Origin of the sequence: Azospirillum sp., from assembly GCF_035627195.1 — a bacterium.
Taxonomy (GTDB): domain Bacteria; phylum Pseudomonadota; class Alphaproteobacteria; order Azospirillales; family Azospirillaceae; genus Azospirillum.
This window is the reverse complement of the sequence record NZ_DASPMG010000345.1, coordinates 1-20,334: the sequence shown is the minus strand read 5'-3', so window position 1 is coordinate 20,334 and position 20,334 is coordinate 1. Positions and strand designations below refer to the sequence as shown.

Genomic DNA, 20,334 nt, shown 5'->3' with positions numbered 1-20,334 from the left:
TCGAGCAGGATCAGGTCGAATTCGGTGCCGCCCTGGCACAGATCGCGCACCTCATCGAACGTGCTGGCCTCGAAGAACGTCATATCTTCCTGGAACTGCACCAGGAGGCGGCGCAGACCATCACGGAACAGCAGATGGTCGTCGGCAATAAGTACGTTCATCGATGAGCCTTCCGCGCCCGATTGGAACAATTTGTTGCGCGTCACCCCAGTTGGGCAGGCAATCAGGGGCAATCAGTCGAGGTAAATTCGAACTACTTTCATCTATTAATGCTGCTGTGCGAAATCGGTAAAGTGCGCTTTTGGTCTTACGTCGGCTCACATAGAACGGAAGGGAGGGTGATGCTGCCGAAAGAGACGGCTTCCTCTTCCAATGGCCGGTTGCCCACAGGGAAAGGGCGGGGCGCAAAACCAGCGCGTCCCCCGCCCGCGCCGGGCGGCGCGGGCGGGGGACGGAAACCGCGGTGCCTTTATGCCCGTGGTCAGGCCATCGAGGCGCCGACCCGCGCGGCGTCGGCCGGCTGGTCGCCGATGCCGTTGTTGAGCGCCCAGATGGCGGCCTGCGTGCGGTTGGAGGCGTTGATCTTGCGCAGCAGGCTCTTCAGGTGGACCTTCACCGTCGCCTCGGTGATGTTCAGGTGGTTGGCGATCATCTTGTTGCTGTTGCCGTTCAGCAGGCAGCGCAGGATCTGCACCTCGCGCTGCGACAGGCCCTTGCGGCGGGCCGGCACCTCGGCGCCGATCTCCTCCGCGCGGCCGGAGACCAGCAGCTCGGCCAGATGCGTCGGGAACACCTTCTCGCCCATCATGACCAGGCGCAGCGACTGCATCAGCGCCTCGCAGGCGATGTCCTTCATCAGGTAGCCGTCGGCGCCGGCGCCGAGCGCCCCCGACAGGCGGCGGGTGCACAGCTCGCTGGTCAGGATCACGATGCGGATCTCCGGGAACTGGGCCCGCAGGCCGCGCATCGCTTCGACTTCCTCATCGCCGCCGCTGGCAAGGTCGATCAGGATCAGGCTGGGACGCACGCCGGCGTTTTCGACCGCCGGCACGCCGTCGCGCAGGGTGCCGGCCTCGCCGACCACCCTGAAGGGCGAGCTCTCGAAGAGCCGCTTCATGCCTTCGCGGAAGAGCTTGTTCGAATCGATGAGGAAAACGTTCACGGGATCCATTGTCTCTACCCGCCTCTGCTTTGGTTCACAATGTGTGCGTCTTGCGACGCTTCGGGGGTGATCCCGGGCCGTCCGGTGGTGCGCGGTGCGCTTGCCCTTCCGAGCCGGGGGAGTACGTTTCGAGGGTGAACGTAACCCATAATTGGGCGACAGAAAATTTCTCAAAGGTAACATTCTGCGGTTGCGATGGTCATAGGCCCTAAGACAAGACCAGACGAAGTTACTGTATGAAGATTCTTCGCCTTCATCTGTAGAGTAAATCGATGGATCCCATAATGAACGAAGGGAAATATCTTTGCCTGTTGGGGGCGGAGTGCGGCGCTGCTGGTTGGCTATTTTAAGACTGCGGCGATAGGCCATTGGGGCGAGGCTCGGCCGGGCGGCTGAGCCACATACCGGGCTATGGATGTCGGCCCACGCCGATCGGATCTGCCGATCGGATCCGCCGATCGGGTATGCGCTGGGGGAGGGTGGCGATCAGGGCTTCGGCGGCGCCTCGGCTGTGCTATATACGTTCCCCATGTCCGATCCCTATTCCTATGACGATCCGCTGAGCCACGCCGCGCCGCCGCCCCCGCCGACGGCCCGTTTCGCCTACCTGGACGGGCTGAACCCGACCCAGCGCGAGGCGGTGGAGGCGCTGGACGGCCCGGTGCTGGTGCTGGCCGGGGCCGGCACCGGCAAGACGCGCGTGCTCACCACGCGCCTCGGCCACCTGCTGATGACGCGGCGCGCGGCCCCCTTCCAGATCCTGGCGGTGACCTTCACCAACAAGGCCGCCCGCGAGATGCGCGAGCGCGTGGCGGCCCTGGTGGGCGTGGAGCCGGAGGGCTGGTGGCTGGGCACCTTCCACGCGCTGGCCGCGCGCATCCTGCGCAAGCACGCCGAGCTGGTGGGGCTGAAGTCCAACTTCACCATCCTCGACACCGACGACCAGATCCGCCTGATCAAGCAGCTCCTTGAGGCGGAGAACGTCGACACCAAGAAATGGCCGGCGCGGCAGGTCCTGGGCGTCATCGAGCGCTGGAAGGACCGCGGCCTGACGCCCGAAAAGCTGGCCGAGTCCGATGGCGGCGACATGGCCGGCGGCCGCGTGGTGGCGCTGTACCGCGCCTACCAGGACCGGCTGCGCACGCTGAACGCCTGCGACTTCGGCGACCTGCTGCTGCACAACCTGTCCGTCTTCCAGCAGCACCCGGACGTGCTGGCGGAATACCACCGCAAGTTCCGCTACATCCTGGTCGACGAATACCAGGACACCAACGTGGCACAGTACTTGTGGCTGCGCATATTGTCTTCGGCAAATAAAAATATATGTTGTGTTGGTGATGAAGATCAGTCGATTTATGCTTGGAGAGGCGCGGAAATCGGAAATATACTTAGGTTCGAGGCCGACTTCCCCGGCGCCAGGATCGTGAAGCTGGAGCAGAACTACCGTTCCACCGGGCACATCCTGGCCGCGGCGTCGGGCCTGATCGCCAACAACAAGGGGCGCTTGGGCAAGACGCTGTGGACGCAGGCCGACGGCGGCGACAAGGTGCGCGTCAAGGCCGTGTGGGACGGCGAGGAGGAGGCGCGCTGGGTCGGCGACGAGATCGAATCGCTCCAGCGCCTGGGCGTGCCGCTGGGGCACATGGCGGTGCTGATCCGCGCCGGCTTCCAGACCCGCGAGTTCGAGGAGCGGTTCATCACGCTGGGCCTGCCCTACAAGGTGATCGGCGGCCCGCGCTTCTACGAGCGGCAGGAGATCCGCGACGCCATGGCCTACCTGCGCGTCGTGCAGACGCCGGAGGACGACCTGGCCTTCGAGCGCATCATCAACGTGCCCAAGCGCGGCATCGGCCCGGCCGCCCTGCAGACGCTGAACCAGTGCGCCCGCGCCCGCGGCATTCCGCTGGCCGAGGCCGGCTGGATGCTGACCGAGACGGACGAGTTCAAGCCCAAGGTGCGCAGCACCATCCGCGGGCTGCTGCAGGACTTCTTCCGCTGGCGCGGTCTGGCGCAGACCATGCCGCACACCGAGCTGGCGCGCCAGATCCTGGACGAGTCCGGCTACACCCGCATGTGGCAGGAGGACAAGTCGCCCGAGGCACCCGGCCGGCTGGAGAACCTGAAGGAACTGATCACCGCCATGGCGGAGTTCGAGAACCTCGGCGGCTTCCTCGAACACGTCAGCCTCGTCATGGAGAACGCCGAGGCGTCGGGGGCCGAGCAGGTCACGCTGATGACGCTGCACGGCGCCAAGGGCCTGGAGTTCGACATCGTCTTCCTGCCCGGCTGGGAGGAGGGCGTGTTCCCCAACCAGCGCGCCCTGGACGAGACCGGCATCGCCGGGCTGGAGGAGGAGCGGCGCCTCGCCTACGTCGGCATCACGCGGGCGCGCAAGCGCGCCTACATCAGCCACGCCGCCAACCGCCGCCTTTACGGCAGCTGGGTCAGCGCCATCCCCTCCCGCTTCGTGGAGGAACTGCCGCCCGCCGACATCGAGACGGAGGCGGCAAGCGGCCTGTTCGCCGGGGGTGGGATGGGCGGCGGCATGCGCGAGGCGCCATCCTTCTTCAAGACCACGCAGCGCCAGCCGCCGGCCCCGCGCGGCGTGACGCTGGAGGGCACCGCCTACCACGTCGAGCCGCGCGCCCGCCCGACCACCGGCTTCGCCAAAGGTGCCCGCGTCTTCCACCAGAAGTTCGGCTACGGCACGGTGGTCGCCATCGACGCCGACAAGCTGGAGATCGAGTTCGACCACTCCGGCCCAAAGAAGGTGATGGACGCCTTCGTCGTCCCGGCCGAACAGGCGGGGTGAGCGGGAGAGGTTTTGAGACACGGATGGACACGGATGCCGGCTGAAGCCGGCGCACGGATACACACGGATTTTTGTTTCTCTTCATCCGTGCCAAATCCGTGTCCATCCGTGTCTCCTGTTTTTCTTTCCCATCCGCGACGTCATGGGAATAGGTGCGGCATTCCGTACCCGCGTGACGGCCATCACAGCGAATCCGGTTGATCCCGGGCAATTTCGGGTCGCAGAATCGGCCGTGGACGGGAGGACGCCGCATCGTGTTCAAGGGGAGCGCATCGTACGAGGTGCATGTCTGCCAGGAAGGGCGCTGGCGGATTGAGGCGTCCTTCACCGAGGAGCAGGCGGCGCTGTCCTGCGCCCGCGTGCAGCTCGTCGGGCACGGTATCCAGGAGGTGAAGGTCTACAAGGCGCGCTCGCTGGCCGGGCTGGCGATCCAGACCGTGATCTTCCAGCGCAAGGTGCCGGAGGTGAAGAACAAGCCCCTCGGCCTCGCCGGCTCCCCTGACGGCGCGCCGTTCTGCACCACGGTGGTGGACCTCTATGGTTTCGACAGCCGCGTCGTCGTCGGCCGCATGCTGCGCCAGTTCCTCGACAAGTTCCGCATCACCCAGACCGAGCTGCTGCACGGCTGGACCTACGCCCGCAAGCTGGACGAGCAGGGCACGCTGATCGGCGCCGCCGTCCACGCCGTGGCCCGCCACCACGCCGACCTGGGCAAGGCCGACGCCAAGGTGCGGGTGAAGCAACTGCGCGTCCTGGTCGATCAGGCGATGGGCAAGGCGCGCGACTTCGCCGCCGAGCGCAAGCGCCTGCCGGCCTTCGACCTCAAGGACCTCTCCGGCAGCAGCCGGCGCATCGAGGAGGCCGTCGGCCCGGCCGAGCACGACTACGTCTTCCTCAGCTTCCTGTCGCTGCACATGGCCGACCGCAATTCGCTGGGCGGCAAGGCGGAGATGCTGCTGGACCTGCTGGCCGAGGGGCTGGAGCCGCGCCTCAACGCGCTGCTGGAGGGCGTCATCGCCGACACGCTGGGCTCGGTCGACCTGATCAAGGAGCAGCTGGGCGCCCAGGCGAACCTCGCCGACGGGCTGTGCGCGCTGGCCGACGTGCTGCACGGCCGCGCCGCCGACCCGAAGCTGGCGCCGGTCGGCGCCGTGCTCGCCCGCGTCGGCGGGCTGACCGTCGCCGGCCACGCGCCCTGCTGCCGCAGCGTGCTGGTGGACCGGGTGCGCTCGTCGCTCAACAGCGACCAGCCGCTGGACCGCCGCGACCCGACGGCGGAATCCGCCCTGATCGAGAAGGTCGTCGCCCGCCTGAAGGGCGCGGACGGCGCGATGCTGGGTGGTGCGGAGACCGAGAAGGCGCTGGCCAGACGCATGCTGCGCCACCGTCAGGCGCTGCTGCGCCGCCAGGGCATGCACGACATCGCCGACAGCCTCGCCGCCATGCGGCCGCATTAAGCCGCTACTGGATCGGCCCCCTATTGGATCGGTGTGGCCTCGATCTTCCGGCGCGGGGCGGCCTTCACCGCGGGGCCGGCGTTGTCGGTGGGCTTCGGCATCACCGTGGTGGTGCCGCGCGTCGTGGTGGCGACGCGCTCCCCGCGCAGGCGCAGCAGGTCGAGCCGGACATAGGCGGTGCCGCCCGCGTGGGCGATGGCGATCCAGTCGGTCTTTGGCGCGCGGCCCAGCGCGGTCACCGGCTGTCCCGGCCGCAGCGCGCCGACGATGGCGGAGTTGGTGCTGGGTGCGGCGCGCAGGTTCACGGCCTTGTCGGCCTCCCAGTCACCGTGCACCTTCTCCAGGCCGGGGCGGCCCTCGGTCTGCGGCAGGGGCGGGGGGGCCGGCCGCTCCCGCGTGCCGCAGGCGGCGGCGGTCAGCGACAGGGCAAGGGCGACGGCGAGGGTGCGGGGGGACATGCGCGGGCTGCGTGGCTGCATCGGATGGCCGACAGATAAGAACGAATGAAGCGCGAACTCAACCGTCGTGTTCGCCGGTCACGCGAATGCTACGGCGCAGATCCGGGGCGGCGCCCTACGGCGCCACCTCGGCGAACTGCAAAAGCCGCATGGGCGGCCACAGCGTCAGCTCGCGCGCCGCCTGCATGTTGATGAGCACGGTGAAGCGCGTCAGGCTGGGCGTCGGCAGCTCGCCCGCCGGCTTGCCGGCGAACAGGACCTGGGCGGCCTGATAGCCGGCGATCTGCCCGACGCTGCGCAACGGGCTGACCAGCCCCAGCAGCGCCCCTCCCTTGCGGAACGGCAGCTCGAACGAGGTGAAGACCGGCAGCTTCTGGTCCAGTGCCGCGCGCGAGAACGCCTCGATGTTGGACAGGATGAAGGAGGAGCCGACGTAGTACAGCATCTCCGCCTGCCGCTCGCGCACGCGGGCCATGGCGGGGGCGAAGGCCTCGGCCGTCGGCTTGCCGTCGGCACCGGCGGGCAGGCGTTCCTCCACCACCTCGACCCCGCGGGTGCGGAACTGCTCCAGCGCCGCCTGCGCCTGCACCACCGCCGCCGGCTCGTCGGCGTTGTAGACGAAGCCGACGCGCTTGACCGGGCGGTAGGACAGCATGGTGTTGTACTGCGCCTCGAACGACACCGTCGTGTTCGCCCCGGCCACGTTGGGCCGGCCCGACGCGGTGGTGGAGCGGGCGATCTTCGCCTCCGTCGGGTTGCCGACGAACAGGTAGACGACGGGGATGTCGGTGATGTGCCTGGCCGGGTCCACGGCGTCGTACGGCCCCACGGCGGCCAGCGTCACGCCCGTCCCCCAGGTGACCACCAGATCGGGCCGCGTCGCCTTCGCCTCCGCCACGAAGTCGGCGACGCGGGCGAGGCTGCTCCCGGCGTCGCGGATGACGAACTCCACCGGCTCGCCCTGGCGTTCCAGATAGTCGCGGAAGCCCGTGCACACCTCCTCGCAGCCGCGGAAGGTCATGATGTAGACGGTCTTCGGCTTGGCCGTCGCCGCCAGCGCCGTGCCCGCGTTCACCCAGACCATGTTCACGGCGGCCAGCAGAAGGACGCCCAGCAGGGTACGGAAGGCCAGGGCCATCATCGGGAGGTCTCCGGAACGGTGGAATCGGTGAGCGGCAGGGCCGCCATCTGCACGGCGAACAGCACGGCGCAGACGGCGATGCCGATGCCGGTGGCGAGTGCGGTGTCGGCGAAGCCCATGTGCGTGATCATCAGCGACATCAAGACCGGCGCCACCATGGCGCCGCAGCGCTCGGCCAGCCGGTAGAAGCCGATGGCGACGGCCGGCGGCACCCCGGCCAGCCGCCCCTCGCCCATGCGCAGCAGCAGCGCACCCTGCGCGGAGAAGCTGAAGGCCCAGGCGACGCCGATGGCGGCGACGCTGCCGGCGGCGGCCCAGGTGTTGGTCCACAGCCCCACGGCCGCCGCCGCGACGCCGCTCAGGCCCAGGCCGATGGCCACCGCCTTGCCGTGCCGCTGCCCGCCGTCGGCCCAGCGCGCCAGCACCTCGTTGAAGACGATGACCAGCAGGAAATAGATCATCAGCACGCGCCCGATGACCGCCTGCCGGTTGCCCAGCTCCTGCAACAGCAGCGGCGCGTAGTAGAACAGGAAGCCGGACTGGATCACCTGCATCGGGATGCCGGCGCACAGCAGCAGCCCCAGGAAGCGCGGCGTCGCCAGCAGGCGCAGCATGCTTCCACTGGCCTTCTTCGCGGGCGCCGCGTCGCGGTGCGGCGTGGCCGGCGTGAAGATCCACAACAGGACGGCCGAGCCGATGGTGAACACCGCCGACAGCAGGAACACCGGCGCGAAGCCGATGCGGTCGGCCAGGATGGCGCCGATGGCGGTGCCGCACACGCCGGCCGAGACGTAGGCGGCCAGATAGGCCGCCATCCCCTGCGCCCGCGTCGTCGGCGTGGTGACGGCGGCGATGTGGTCCAGCGCGGCGATGCTGACGAAGGCGAAGCCCAGCGCGTTGACCGTGCGCCACAGGATCAGCTCCGGCAGGCTGTCGGCCAGGAAAGTGAGGACGTAGCCGGCGACGGCCGGCACCACGCCGATGCTGAACAGCGTCCGGCTGCCGCGCGCCGCCGCCAGCCGCCCGGCCATCGGCGAGAACAGCGCGATGCCCAGCAGGTAGGCCGACAGCGGCAGCGCCACCAGCACCTCCGCCGGGATGGCGGCGTAGGCCTGCGCCAGCCAGCTTCCCCCCGGCACCGCCGCCAGCCACGCCGGTGCGGGGCCGGAGGCGGCGTGCAGATCCTTGGCGAGAATCGGCAGGAAGGAGCGCGGCAGTTCGGAGCCGAAGAAGAACAAGAACAGCGGCAGGCGGATGAACAGCACGCTCTGCGGCGCGAACGGCTCCGCCCCGGCGGCGGGGGCGAAGACGAAGCGGCGCGACAGCTCCGCCCCCCACGCCGCGGCGTCCGCCCCGGCGGCCAGCGCGCGGTCCAGGGCCGCGCGGTACTCGCGGTTCACCCGCTCGATGGCGGCGTTGAAGGCGGCGGTCAGACGGCCGACCTGGTCCTGCGCGCGGTCGTCCACGCGCCGGCTGAAGTCGCCGCCGGCCACCTTGTTCATCAGCGTCACCAGCGTGCCCACCGGGATGGTCAGGCTGACGGCGATGAGGACCAGCAGCACCTCCAGGCTGATCAGCGCCGACACCAGCAGCGTCACGCCGACGTCGAAGGCGATGCCGACCAGCCGCTCGTTCAGCGCCTCCGAATCCACCCCGATCAGCACGGCACCCGCCGCCACGCCCCTGGCGGTGACCGGCCAGGACTGCACGCGCACGCCGCCGCCCGGCCGCGGCCGGTCCTTGCGGTACACCTCCCGCCCGGCGGCGTCGGCCAGGGTGACGGAGGCGAATTCCGGCTGGTCCTGGATGACGTCGCCCAGGAACTCCTCCACCCCCACCAGCTGGTCGAACGGCACGCCCAGGTCCAGCGCGCGGCCCACCCGGTTGGCGATCAGGTCGGCGACCGCCGCCGCCTTGCGGTCCAGCTCGGCCGCCGCCTGCCGGTCGAACACGTCGTAGGTGGCGTACGACAGCCCGGCCAGCGACAGCACCAGGACGGCGATGGCGAAGGCCACGATGCGGATGGACAGCCCGCGGAACAGCGTCTCGTTCGCCATCGCGCTCACGTCCTGGCTGAAGGGGCTGTCCGGATCAGGCCCAGCGCGTTGGCGACGGCGGTGCGGAAGGGGCCGTAGCTGGCGGCGATCTCCTCCGGCACCGGGGCGGCCTGCGCGGTCTCGGGCGCCTCCCCGGCGGTGCGGATGGCAGCCTCCATGCGCTGCATCTCCGCCCAGATCGGCCGCAGCAGCAATGGCAGCAACAGGGCGCACAGCAGGGCGGCGATGCCCAGTCCGATGGCGGCGTGCTGCACCAGCAGGCCGCCGGTGCCGGCCACCTGCCCGTCCACGATGGCGTTCGAATAGGTCAGCGCCACCCACCCGACGGTGAGGCCGAAGGCGTTGACCAGCGGCTTGGCGACCGTGGTGGCGTGCTCGTCGGGCAGCGTCCAGGCGCCGTCCCGGCTGCGCCGCGCCGCCTCCACCCACGCCGGCGGCACGGCCGCCTCGGCCCCCTCGCCGACGCCGAACAGCGCGTTGCCGGCCGGGTCGAACACGCGGATGGCGGTGATCTCCGGCCAGCGCTCCTTGGTGCGCTGGATGACGGCCTGGGTGTTGCGCAGCTGGTCCACCGGCAGGCCCAGCGACAGCCCGGCCTCGATCGACTGCTCCAGGTCGGCGGCCAGGAAGGCGAAGCGGCTGCGCACCAGATCGGCGTAGGCGGTGGCGAACTTGAAGTGGTTGAGCAGCGTGAGCAGCCCCGCCGCCCCCGCGATGATCAGCCAGATCGCCAGAAACAGGCGGAGCGTCAGTCGCATGCTGGAACCTTATCCATGCACCGTGGCGTCGGCAAGCAGCGCCGCCCCCACCCCCGCCGCACCCGGCCGGGCGCGGACAGCGAGGCAGGTGATGTCGTCGGCCTGCGCTGCGCCGCGCTCGAACTGCTTGATGGCCTCGACCATCGCGTCGGGGATCTCGTGCGTGGGCAGGCGGCTGATGCGGGCGGCCATCTCCTGGGTGCGGGCGTCGCCGAACTGGTCGCCGTCGATGTCGAACGCCTCGGTGACGCCATCCGTGAACAGGATCAGCGTCTCGCCGGGCAACAGCGTCACCGTGGCATCGCGGTAGGGGATGCCGTCGGCCACGGCCAGCGCCATGCCGCCGGTACGCGGCAGCTCGCTCACCGCACCGTCCACGCCGATGCGCAGCGGCGGGTTGTGGCCGCCGTTGGCATAGCGCAGCTCCAGCGTCTCCAGGTCGAGGATGCCGTAGAACAGCGTGACGAACATCATCTGCTCGTTGCCGTCGGCCAGCATGTCGTTCAGGCGCGCCAGCACCGTGCCGGGATCCTCGCCGAACTGCGCGGTGGCGCGCAGCAGCGTGCGCGACACCGCCATGAAGAAGGCGGCCGGCACGCCCTTGCCCGACACGTCGGCCACCACGATGCCCAACCGGTTCGGGCCCAGGTCGAAGAAGTCGTAGAAGTCGCCGCCCACTTCCTTGGCCGGGATCATGCGGGCGTGCACCTCCGCCTCCGGCCGGGGCGCGTAGTCGCGCGGCAGGATGGAGAGCTGCATGTTGCGCGCGATCTCCAGCTCCTGCTGCAGCGCGATGTACTGCGTCTTGGCGCGCAGCGCCTCGCGCAGTTCGGCCACCAGGATGTCCAGCTTGTGGTACTGCTCGCCCACGCGCGAGATCAGGTTCTGAAAGCCCAGCGCCAGCAGGCCGAACTCGTTGACCAGATGGTCGATGCGGCGGTCGTGCGGCGTCTCGCCGTCCGCCGCGGCCACGGGCGCCGGCTCGCCCTGCATGGCCTTCTCGATGCGGCCCAGGTCGCCCAGCACGGCGTCGCGCGATTCGGAATCCAGCGTGTTGGCCAGCTCCACCATCTGCTGGCGGATGAAGCGCGCCTGCCGCCGCCCCTGCCGCACGCGGGAGCGGCGCAGCTTCTCGTACGCGTCGATGGTCTCGCCCAGCCGGCCCAGCGCGGACGCGAGGCGCCCGACCTCCGGCGCGAAGGGTGGCCGCAGCTCCGGCACCGGCCGGCCGTCGGCCAGTGCGGAGAAGGCCTCCACCGTGCCGTTCAGCGGCTCGAAGCTGCGCCCGATCAGCCACGCGGCGAGCAGGACCAGCCCGGCCAGCGCCGCCGCACCCGCCGCCCACCACGCCCGCTCGCGCCGCTCGCGCGCGGCCTCGGCGTCCGTGGCGTCGCCCAGGGTGACCAGACGGGCCACCGGCAGGCCGGTGGCGTCGGTCACCGGTGTCGCCGCCGCCCGCCACGTGCCCGCGGCACCTAGCGGCAGCGCCGCCACGGCGCGGTCGGCCGGCGTCCAGGCGGCGCGCACGGCGGACCACAGCGCCGCGTCAGTGGAGGTCACAAGGTTGTTGCGCAGGTCGACGAACGCCGCCTCGCCGCCGGCCGCCGCCTTCAGGCGCTTCACCGCCGCCTCGACGCCCAGCGTCACCGTCAGCGCGCCGACGGCGCGCCCGTCGCGGGCGAGCGGCAGCGTCGTCGCCACCACGTAGGCGCGCCGCTGGTCCTGCGCCAGCCCGCGCACCACCTCGCCCCGCGTCAGCACGCGGTCGAGCGAGGCGGCATCCAGCATCGGCTTGTCCGCCCCCACCGGCTGCGGCAGGCTGGTGCCCAGCAGCGCGCGGTCGTTGTCCGCCACCTCCACCCGCACCGGGGCGCCGCGCTCGCCAATGCCGTCCAGCAGGGCGGGGAACAGGGCCTTCAGCGCCCGAGCGTCGTCGCGCATCACGGCGTCCAGCAGGGCCGGGTCGGCGGCGTGCGGGCGCAGCACGGCCTCCAGCTCGCGGCACAGCCCGTCAACCACGGCGCGCCACGCGCCCTCCTGCGCTGTGGCCAGCGGGGCGGCCAGCGCCTCCTCCCGTCCCTGGGCGCGCTGCAGGCCGGCCGTGGCGCCGACGACGGCCGCCGCCAGCAGGGCCAGGACCGCGATCAGGGAAACCCGCGTGCGAAGAAGCAAAGGACGTCTCTCCGGTCCCGAACCGGCGGACGGGGGCGTCCGCGGGCGATCCGATCGTTGATGGCGTGGGTGCCGGCCTAGGCCGTTCGGGATCGAACGTTGACCAACAATATCCCGTCTGGCAAGATACTTGTCGTTGATTTTGTTCGATTTCGTGCATTAGCTCAACACCGGGGCGCTCGACAGCGCGGCGGAGATCGTTTTGAGAATTCTCGTCTGCACGAAACGCGACCTTGCCGGCAATCTCCTCCTCAACCGCATGTTGCCCCGTCTGGCGGGGCACGACGTGCGGGTGCTGCTCGCCAACCGCGTGCGGGCGGAGACGGAGACGGTGCCGGACCTGGGTGCCTTGAAGTTCTTCGACCAGGACCTGCCGGTGGAGGTCCTGTTCACGCTGCTCGATTCGCTCCCCGCGCCGCCGGCGGGGGCGGAGCTGCTGTCGTTCCGCCATCTGGAGGAGCGCTTCGGTGTGCCCATCGCGGCCGCCGGGCACATCGGCAACGGCGCGCTCACCGGCGCCGTGCGGGCGGCGGAGCCGGACCTCGTCGTCTCCGTCCAGTTCGGCTTCATCTTCAAGCCCGAGGCGCTGGCCATCCCGCGCCTTGGCCTCATCAACCTGCATTCCGGGGCGCTGCCGCAACGCGCGGGCGTGAACCCGACCTTCTGGTGCATGCTGGAGGGGGAGGCGGAGGCCGCCTGCTCGCTGCACTGGATCACCGCCGCCATCGACGCCGGCCCGGTCATCGCGGTGCGGCCGACGCCGATTGACTACGGCCGGTCGTTCCTGTCGAACTGGCTGCGCAATTACGAGACGGGGGCGACCATGATCACCGACGCGGTGGACCGGCTGGCGCGCGGCGAGACCCTGCCCGCCGTGCCGCAGGACGACGCCGCGCGCGTCTTCGTGCCGAAGCCGACGCCCGACGACTTCGCCCGTTTCCGGGCGCTCGGCCACCGTTTGGTGGATCATGGGGAGTACTTGGCGCTGCTGCGGCGCTGGCTGCCCGCCGCCCAGCCGGTGACGGCGGTGCCCGCGTGAGGCCCGTTTCCGCCATGGCGCCCATCCACTTCACCAAGATGCACGGCTGCGGCAACGACTTCGTGCTCATCGACGACCGCGCCGCGCGCTTCGCCGGGGTGGAGAGCCGCATGGCCGTCACCCTGTGCGACCGCCGCTTCGGCGTCGGCGCCGACGGGCTGATCCTGTTGCGCCGCCCGGCGCGCGCCGGGGCCAGCCTGACCATGGTCTTCGTCAACCGCGACGGGCTGGTGGGGGAGATGTGCGGCAATGGCGCGCGCTGCCTCGCCGCCTTCGCCCGGCGCTGCGGCGCCGACGGCGATCCTCTCGTCATCGACACGCCGGCCGGGCTGGTAACGGCGGCCTTCGACGGCGACCTCGTCCGCCTGTCGATGACCGAGCCGCGCATCCTGGACGCCGACGTCCGCATCGAGGCCGGGGGCGACACGCTCCACTTCATGGCGGTGGACAGCGGTCCGCCGCACGCCGTGGCCTTCGTCGACGACACCGGCCTGGACGCCGTCGATGTGGAAACCCTCGGCCGTGCCGTGCGCCACCACCCGGCCTTCGCGCCGCGCGGCGTCAACGTCAATTTCGTCGCCGTCCGCGACGGCCGCCTGTTCATGCGCACCTACGAGCGCGGGGTGGAGGCGGAAACCCTGGCCTGCGGCACCGGCGCCGTGGCCTGCGCCGCGGCGGCGCACCGGCGCGGCGCGCTGGCCTCGCCGGTCAGTGTGGTGACGCGCAGCGGCGCGCCGCTCACCGTCGCCTTCCGATATGAAAACGGGCACTTCGCCGACGTGGTGCTGACCGGCCCGGCCGCCTTCGTCGCCACCGGCACGCTGGACCCCGGCTTCGCCGCCGGGATACTGGCCCCGCCGCACGCTGCCCCGCCGCACGCCGCCATGCCGGAGCCCGCCGAGGCGGAGGGCGTGGCGTGACCGCGCGCGCGCCGCTGGGCGCCTTCCCCTGGCTGGCCGGCATCGCCGGGGCGCTGGCCGTCGCCGCCATGGTGGGTGGGCTGCTTGCCCTTCAGCTCGGCGACACGGCGCGGGCGCAGCTGGCCGTGCGCGACGCGCGGTTCGAGTTCCTGGTGCAGACGATCCGCAGCCGGATCGAGGCCAACGTGAACCTCGGCCTGATGCTCAGCGGCCTGGGCGCCACGCAGGACCTGCTGGAACGCTCCCGCGTGCAGGACGCCGACATCCTGTCCATCGACGTGTTCGACGACCAGGGCAACATGCTGTTCAGCAGCGACCGTGGCGGGCTGGGCGACCGCGTGCCGGCCGACTGGCTGGCCGGCTGCACCGCCGTCCAGCCGGCCGCCCCGGCCCTGCCGGACGCGGGCGAGCGGCTAGTCTGCGCGCCGCTCCTCAACAACTACGACCGCGTGGCCGGTGCCGTGGCGCTGCGCTACCGCGTGGAGAGCCGGCTGACCGACGCCGCCGGGGCGCAGGGGCCGCTGGCCCGCGCCGCCGCGCTGACGGCGGCGGTGGCCGCCGTCCTGGTGCTGGGCATCGTTCTCCTTCTGCTGCCGCTGCACCGCGGCCTCGTCCGCCTGCGCGACGCCGTGGCGGTGCGCGACGCCGACGCCGCGCAGGCCGCCGGCGTGCCCGGCCTGGACGCCGCCGTGGCCGGCGGTATGCGCCGGCTGGACGGCATGCAGGCCGTGCTCGACGACGCCGAACGCGAGGCCGAGCGCATCGACGACCTGGACCTCGTGGCATGACGGACGCCCCCACGCAAAACATGGTGACGAAGCGCACCCTGTCCGGCCTGCGCCGCCGCCTCGCGGCGCTGTTGGCGCTGGCCTTGCTGGCCGGTGCGCTGGTGGCGCTCGACGCCGGGCGCGCGGTGGTGGACGGCACGCTGCGCCCGGAACTGGCCGAGACGGCGGAGCTGATCGGCGCCAACGTCGCCCAGCAGATCGACCGCGCGCTGACGCTCGGTGTGCCGCTCGACGGGCTGGTCGGCGTGGAGGAGCTGTTCGCCGAGGTGGTCGCCGGCAACCCGCTGGTCGAGGCCATGACCCTGCGGGACGGCGGCGGGCGGGTGCTGGCCGCGCACCGCTCCGACCTTGCCGCCGACGTCACCGCCACCGTGCCGGTGGGCGGCGGCCGGGCGTCGCTGCTGGTCGGCCTGCGGGCACCCGACGCCGGCTCCGGGGCGCTGTGGCTGCGCCTCGCGCTGGTCGCGGCGGTGGTGCTGCTGGCCGGGCAGCTGGCGCTGTGGTGGGCGGCCTCGCGCTCGCTGGAACGGCCGTTGCGGATCGCGGCGCGCGCCGCCGACGCCTTCGCGGCCGGCGACGTGCACCACCGGGTCGAGGCGCAGGGCAGCGGTGCCGCGCTTCACCTCCTGCTGGCGCTGGGCGGCCTGGGGGCGGCGACGCGCCGCCGCGCGGAATCCCTGCGCCGGACCATCGCCGAGGTGCGCGCCTCCCACTTCGACCCGCCCATCCTCGCCGAGCTTCAAGGCCTGGACGAGCGCGTGCAGGCCACGCTGGCGCCGCGCAAGGACGGCTGACCGCCTCGCAATTCCCGGCGGCCGGTGCTAAAAGCCCCTGGATCACGACACCCATCACGACACCTTGCCGGAACCTGCCCCCATGCCCGCCCCCAAGCTCTGGCGCATCGCGCTCGCCGTTCCCGAGGCCTTCGCCGCCGCCTTCGCCGAGGCCGTGGGGGATCACGCCGATGCCGTCTCCACCTTCGAGCTGGAGGAGCACGTCACCTGGCTGGTCGAGGCGACCGTGTACGGCGAGCCGGACCGGCCCCGCCTGACCGCCCGCGTCGCCGTGCTGGCGCAGGCGCTGGGCATCGACGATCCGGTCCTGGTGATCGAGGAGGTGCCGCCCATCGACTGGGTGTCGCACACCTACCAGGCGTTCCCGCCCATCCGCGCCGGCCGCTTCTTCGTGCACGGCTCGCACCACGAGGGAGTGGTCCCGGCCGGTACCATCGGCTTGCAGGTGGACGCCGCCACCGCCTTCGGCACCGGCGAGCACGGCTCCACCAAGGGTTGCCTGCTGGCGCTCGACCGGCTGTCGCGCCGCGTGCGGCTGGGCCGCGGGCCGGGGCAGGGGGCGCTGGACATGGGCTGCGGCTCCGGCATCCTGGCCATCGCGGTTGCCAAGACGTGGCGCGTTCCGGTGGTCGCCGTCGACATCGACCCGGAGGCGGTGCGCGTCACCCGCGAGAACGCCCGCATCAACGGCGTCTCCCACCTGCTGGAGGCAGAGGGCGGCGATGGCTACCACACGCCCGTGGTGCGCCGCCGCGGCCCCTACCGCCTGATCACCGCCAACATCCTGGCCCGCCCGCTGGCCCGCATGGCGCCGCTCTTGGCCCGCAACCTCGTGCCCGGCGGCGTCGCCGTGCTGGCCGGCCTGCTGGCGCGGCAGGAACAGCATGTCCTCCAGGCGCACCGCGCCCAGGGCCTGCGCCTGATCGCCCGCATCCCCATGGGCGAGTGGACCACGCTGATCGTCGGGCGCTGACGGCCGGGCGTTAAGGGACGGCTACATCCTTCGGCTGTGCCGCGGCATGGGGGCTTGTCGGACGCCGGGTACGGCTCTAGCCTCGCTGCCGGGACAACAGCTTCGGGGACCCAGGCGGTGCAGGACGGCTACCACGGCGACCAGACCCTTGCGGCGCTGCTGCGCCGCGCCGGCATCGAGCGCACGCCGGCCGAGGTGCGCGCGCTGGTGCACGGCGTGCTCGCCGCACCCACCGGGCACGACCCGGACGCGTGGCTGACGCTGCTGGGCCCGGACCTGCCGGAGGATCTGGGCGTCCAGCTCCGCGCGCTGAAGGCCGATCTGGCGCGGCGCCTGCCGTCCGGCGAACCCGACTACGCCGCCCGTCTGGCCGCCCTGCGCGGCGAGCTGAAGCGCCGCGACCTGGACGGCTTCATCGTCCCGCGCGGCGACGAGCACCAGGGCGAGTATGTGCCGCCGCGCGCCCAGCGGCTTGCGTGGCTCACCGGCTTCACCGGCTCGGCCGGCATGGCGGTGGTTGCGCGCGAGGCTGCGGCCGTGTTCGTCGACGGCCGCTACACGCTGCAGGTTCGGGCCGAGGTGCCGGCGGACCTCTACGAATACCGCCACCTGATCGACGACCCGCTGCCCGACTGGGCGGCCGCGTCGCTGCCGCGCGGGGCGCGGCTGGGCTACGATCCCTGGCTGCACACCGTCGGCTGGGTGGAGAAGATGCGCCACGCGCTGGAGCGCGCCGGCATCGCCCTGGTCGCCTGCCCGGACAACGTGGTGGACGCCGTGTGGGCGGAGCAGCCGCCGTCGCCGCTCGCCCCCGTGGTGCCGCACCCGCCGGCCTTCGCCGGCATGCCTTCGGCCGAGAAGCGCGCCGAACTGGCGCAGCGGCTCCAGCGCGACGGCATCGGCGCCGCCGTGCTGACGCAGCCGGACTCCATCGCCTGGCTGCTCAACATCCGCGGCGCCGACGTGCCGTGCACGCCTCTGCCGCTGTCCTTCGCCATCCTGGCCGACGACGGCTCGGTCGAGCTGTTCATCGACCGCCGCAAGCTGGTGCCGGGCCTGGAGGAGCATCTGGGGAACCAGGTGGCGGTCCGCCCGGTGGAGGCGCTGGGCCCGGCGCTCGACGACCTCGGCCGCATCGGCAAGAAGGTGCTGGCCGATCCGGCGACGACGGCCGCCTGGGTGTTCGACCGCCTGCACCTCGCCGGCGCCCGCATCGACCGCGAGCCCGACCCCTGCGCCCTGCCCAAGGCCTGCAAGAACCCGGTCGAGCTGGCGGGCACGCGCGCCGCGCACCGCCGCGACGGCGTCGCCATGGTGCGCTTCCTCAAGTGGCTGTCGGAGAACGCCCCGGCCGGCGGCGTCACCGAGATCGTGGCGGCGGAGCGGCTGCATGGCTTCCGCGCGGCGGGCGAGCACTTCCGCGGCCCGAGCTTCGAGACGATCTCCGGCGCCGGCCCCAACGGCGCCATCGTCCATTACCGCGTGGCGCCGGAAACCGACCGGCGGCTGGAGCCGGGAAGCCTCTATCTGCTGGACAGCGGCGCGCAGTACCTGGACGGCACCACCGACGTCACCCGCACCATCGGCATCGGCGAACCGACGCCGGAGATGCGCGAGCGCTTCACCCTGGTGCTGAAGGGCCACATCGCCGTGGCGACGGCGCGCTTCCCGCGCGGCACCAGCGGATCGCAGCTCGACACTCTGGCGCGGGCACCCTTGTGGAAGGCCGGGCTGGACTACGACCACGGCACCGGCCACGGGGTCGGCAGCTTCCTGTCGGTGCACGAGGGGCCGCAGCGCATCTCCAAGGTGCCGAACGCGGTGGCGCTCCAGCCGGGCATGATCCTGTCCAACGAGCCCGGCTACTACAAGGCCGGCGCCTACGGCATCCGCATCGAGAACCTGATCGTCGTGCAGCCCTGCACCGAACAGCCGGAGCCGGAACGCCCGATGCTGAGCTTCGAGACGCTGACGCTGGTGCCCATCGACCTGACGCTGGTCGAACCGGCGCAGCTGACCAACGCCGAGCTGGCGTGGCTCAACGCCTACCACCAGCGCGTGCGCACGGAGCTGACGCCGCTGCTGGACGCGGAGTCCGCCGCGTGGCTGGCCGCCGCGACCGCGCCGGTCATGCCCTAGGAATACGCGCGAGCGTTTTGCCGCAGGGGGCGGCGCGTGCGCTTTCTGGAAAATCCGGAAAGGCCGTGCGACACAGTCTGTCGCGGGTGCGCCGGCATGCGGCCGTGTGACCGTTGCGTGATCGACACGCCGATGACACGGAGCTAACGCCTTGTTTACGCACCTGCTGCATTGTGTCTCAAAAGGATGACTTTTCGAACCAGTTGAGGCATCACAGTCGGGCCAGCACGCGGCGGCAACGCGGCGGACACCGGCTGTGCCAACGGAGACATGCGGAGACGCCTAGATGAAGATCCTCGTCGTCGATGACTACGCGACCATGCGCCGCATCGTGCGCAACCTGCTCACCCAGATCGGCTACACCGATATCGACGAGGCGGGTGACGGCGTGGCCGCGCTGGCGAAGCTGCGCGAGTCCAAGTTCGGCCTGGTGATCTCCGACTGGAACATGGAGCCGATGACCGGCCTCCAGCTCCTGAAGGAAATCCGCGCCGACGCCAAGCTGGCGCCGCTGCCGTTCATCATGGTCACGGCCGAGAGCAAGACCGAGAACGTGATCGCCGCCAAGCAGGCGGGCGTGAACAACTACATCGTCAAGCCCTTCAACGCCGAGACCCTGAAGCAGAAGATCCAGGCCGTCATCGGCGGCGCCTAAGGAGCGATGCGCGGTGGAAGCGCTGCCGCAACTCACCGAGGATGAGTTCGACCAGATCGAGGAGGCGATCGCCCGCACCGCCAAGGGGCGCGCCTTCCTGAGGCGCTGCCACCGCCGTGCCATGGGTGCGGCGACCGAGGAAGTCCGCAGCATGCTCCAGGAGTTCCGAAGCTCCTGGCAGCATCAGAGCGAGTCCGCCGAGGCGGCGCAACGCGTCGACGTGCTGCGCCGCGAGCTGATGGAGATGGCGGCGTCGATCGAGCAGGCCCGGCGCGAGGTCGCCGCCCTGCGCCCACCCGACGGCGCGTCCGACAAGATCCTGTCGGCCACCAACGAGCTGGACGCCATCGTCATCTCCACCGAGCGCGCGTCGTTCGAGATCCTGAACGCCGCCGAAAAGCTGATGGAGCTGTCCGGCCGGCTGCGCGCCGACGGCGCCAACGGCGCGCTGTGCGGCGAGATCGAGTCAGAGGTGACGAACATCTTCACCGCCTGCTCGTTCCAGGACCTTACCGGCCAGCGCACCAGCAAGGTGGTCAACGCGCTGCGCTACATCGAGCAGCGCATCAACGCGATGATCGGCATCTGGGGGGTGGAAAACCTCGCCGGCCTGACCGTCCACCACGAGTCCACCGACACGCGCCCCGACGCGCACCTGCTGAACGGCCCGCAGCTGCACGGCCAGGGCGTCAGCCAAGCCGACGTCGACAGCATGTTCGACAGCCTTCACGCGGCTCCCACCCCGGCCCCGGCGCCCGAACCGGCGCCCGCCCCGGTGGCGGCGAAGCCGACGGGGGAAAAGCAGAGCCAGGCGGACATCGACAGCCTGTTCGACAGCCCGGCTCCGCCGCCAGCCCCCGCCGCACCGGCCAAGCAGAGTCAGGCCGACATCGACGCGCTGTTCGACAGCCCCGCCCCGGCGCCTGCGGCCGCACCGGCCAAGCAGAGCCAGGCGGACATCGACGCGCTGTTCGACAGTCCGGCACCGGCTCCCGCCCCGGCCAAGCAG

Annotated in this window: 16 protein-coding genes; 10 read left to right on the top strand and 6 right to left on the bottom strand. The window is 71.3% G+C overall.

The features are described from left to right. Window positions 1-481: 481 nt before the first annotated feature. The gene (locus tag VED21_RS30690) at window positions 482-1,171 is read right to left on the bottom strand and encodes a response regulator transcription factor (RefSeq protein WP_324889313.1); all 690 of its coding nucleotides are present in this window, start codon (window positions 1,169-1,171) and stop codon (window positions 482-484) included. Between the two features lie 520 nt (window positions 1,172-1,691). Here VED21_RS30690 and VED21_RS30685 point away from each other — a divergent pair. Together VED21_RS30685 and VED21_RS30680 are read left to right on the top strand one after the other, a co-directional pair. Beyond that, window positions 1,692-3,974, top strand: coding sequence for an ATP-dependent helicase (locus VED21_RS30685; protein WP_324889311.1), 2,283 nt, complete (start codon window positions 1,692-1,694; stop codon window positions 3,972-3,974). 254 nt (window positions 3,975-4,228) lie between these two features. Next, the gene (locus tag VED21_RS30680) at window positions 4,229-5,431 is read left to right on the top strand and encodes a hypothetical protein (protein ID WP_324889309.1); all 1,203 of its coding nucleotides are present in this window, start codon (window positions 4,229-4,231) and stop codon (window positions 5,429-5,431) included. A 20-nt stretch (window positions 5,432-5,451) separates the two neighbouring features. Here VED21_RS30680 and VED21_RS30675 read toward each other — a convergent pair whose 3' ends face one another. The 5 genes from VED21_RS30675 to VED21_RS30655 form a co-directional block, all read right to left on the bottom strand. Continuing rightward, complete coding sequence (locus tag VED21_RS30675; RefSeq protein ID WP_324889307.1) at window positions 5,452-5,889, bottom strand: SH3 domain-containing protein; 438 nt, start codon at window positions 5,887-5,889, stop codon at window positions 5,452-5,454. Window positions 5,890-6,004: 115 nt separating this feature from the next. After that, window positions 6,005-7,030 carry an ABC transporter substrate binding protein gene (locus VED21_RS30670; protein ID WP_324889305.1) on the bottom strand — a complete coding sequence of 342 codons (1,026 nt, stop codon included), beginning with the start codon at window positions 7,028-7,030 and terminating at the stop codon, window positions 6,005-6,007. Next, a complete protein-coding gene (locus VED21_RS30665) occupies window positions 7,027-9,087 on the bottom strand; it encodes an MFS transporter (protein WP_324889303.1) in 2,061 nt (686 codons plus the stop codon). Before VED21_RS30665 ends, VED21_RS30670 begins: the two co-directional genes overlap by 4 nt. Before the next feature lie 5 nt (window positions 9,088-9,092). After that, a complete protein-coding gene (locus tag VED21_RS30660; protein WP_324889301.1) occupies window positions 9,093-9,845 on the bottom strand; it encodes a hypothetical protein in 753 nt (250 codons plus the stop codon). Window positions 9,846-9,854: 9 nt separating this feature from the next. After that, the gene (locus VED21_RS30655) at window positions 9,855-12,017 is read right to left on the bottom strand and encodes a PP2C family protein-serine/threonine phosphatase (protein ID WP_324889299.1); all 2,163 of its coding nucleotides are present in this window, start codon (window positions 12,015-12,017) and stop codon (window positions 9,855-9,857) included. A 202-nt stretch (window positions 12,018-12,219) separates the two neighbouring features. Between VED21_RS30655 and VED21_RS30650 the strand changes: the two genes are divergently transcribed. The 8 genes from VED21_RS30650 to VED21_RS30615 form a co-directional block, all read left to right on the top strand. Beyond that, window positions 12,220-13,056, top strand: coding sequence for a formyltransferase family protein (locus tag VED21_RS30650; protein WP_324889297.1), 837 nt, complete (start codon window positions 12,220-12,222; stop codon window positions 13,054-13,056). After that, window positions 13,053-13,976 (top strand): diaminopimelate epimerase, encoded by a 924-nt coding sequence (gene dapF / locus VED21_RS30645; RefSeq protein ID WP_324889295.1) that lies wholly within the window; start codon window positions 13,053-13,055, stop codon window positions 13,974-13,976. Before VED21_RS30650 ends, dapF begins: the two co-directional genes overlap by 4 nt. Continuing rightward, window positions 13,973-14,764, top strand: coding sequence for a hypothetical protein (locus VED21_RS30640; RefSeq protein WP_324889293.1), 792 nt, complete (start codon window positions 13,973-13,975; stop codon window positions 14,762-14,764). The genes dapF and VED21_RS30640 overlap by 4 nt, the downstream gene beginning before the upstream one ends. Beyond that, window positions 14,761-15,558, top strand: a complete 798-nt coding sequence (locus VED21_RS30635; protein WP_324889291.1) for a hypothetical protein — start codon at window positions 14,761-14,763, stop codon at window positions 15,556-15,558. Before VED21_RS30640 ends, VED21_RS30635 begins: the two co-directional genes overlap by 4 nt. Window positions 15,559-15,640: 82 nt before the next feature. Beyond that, on the top strand, window positions 15,641-16,531 hold the full coding sequence (locus tag VED21_RS30630) for a 50S ribosomal protein L11 methyltransferase (RefSeq protein ID WP_324889289.1): 891 nt from the start codon (window positions 15,641-15,643) through the stop codon (window positions 16,529-16,531). Between the two features lie 117 nt (window positions 16,532-16,648). After that, window positions 16,649-18,670: an aminopeptidase P family protein gene (locus VED21_RS30625; protein WP_324889287.1), complete on the top strand. Its 2,022-nt coding sequence runs from the start codon at window positions 16,649-16,651 to the stop codon at window positions 18,668-18,670. A 286-nt stretch (window positions 18,671-18,956) separates the two neighbouring features. Continuing rightward, window positions 18,957-19,325 (top strand): chemotaxis response regulator CheY, encoded by a 369-nt coding sequence (locus VED21_RS30620; RefSeq protein ID WP_324889285.1) that lies wholly within the window; start codon window positions 18,957-18,959, stop codon window positions 19,323-19,325. Between the two features lie 13 nt (window positions 19,326-19,338). After that, window positions 19,339-20,334: protein phosphatase CheZ (locus VED21_RS30615; RefSeq protein ID WP_324889283.1), on the top strand; the 996-nt coding region annotated here is incomplete at its 3' end.

Bases quoted from the DNA above. Each gene is read 5' to 3' on its own strand.
- VED21_RS30665 (WP_324889303.1), bottom strand. From the start codon at position 9,087: ATGGCGAACGAGACGCTGTTCCGCGGGCTGTCCATCCGCATCGTGGCC.
- VED21_RS30690 (WP_324889313.1), bottom strand. From the start codon at position 1,171: ATGGATCCCGTGAACGTTTTCCTCATCGATTCGAACAAGCTCTTCCGC.
- VED21_RS30635 (WP_324889291.1), top strand. From the start codon at position 14,761: ATGACGGACGCCCCCACGCAAAACATGGTGACGAAGCGCACCCTGTCC.
- VED21_RS30685 (WP_324889311.1), top strand. From the start codon at position 1,692: ATGTCCGATCCCTATTCCTATGACGATCCGCTGAGCCACGCCGCGCCG.
- VED21_RS30675 (WP_324889307.1), bottom strand. From the start codon at position 5,889: ATGTCCCCCCGCACCCTCGCCGTCGCCCTTGCCCTGTCGCTGACCGCC.
- VED21_RS30620 (WP_324889285.1), top strand. From the start codon at position 18,957: ATGAAGATCCTCGTCGTCGATGACTACGCGACCATGCGCCGCATCGTG.
- VED21_RS30630 (WP_324889289.1), top strand. From the start codon at position 15,641: ATGCCCGCCCCCAAGCTCTGGCGCATCGCGCTCGCCGTTCCCGAGGCC.
- VED21_RS30660 (WP_324889301.1), bottom strand. From the start codon at position 9,845: ATGCGACTGACGCTCCGCCTGTTTCTGGCGATCTGGCTGATCATCGCG.
- VED21_RS30670 (WP_324889305.1), bottom strand. From the start codon at position 7,030: ATGATGGCCCTGGCCTTCCGTACCCTGCTGGGCGTCCTTCTGCTGGCC.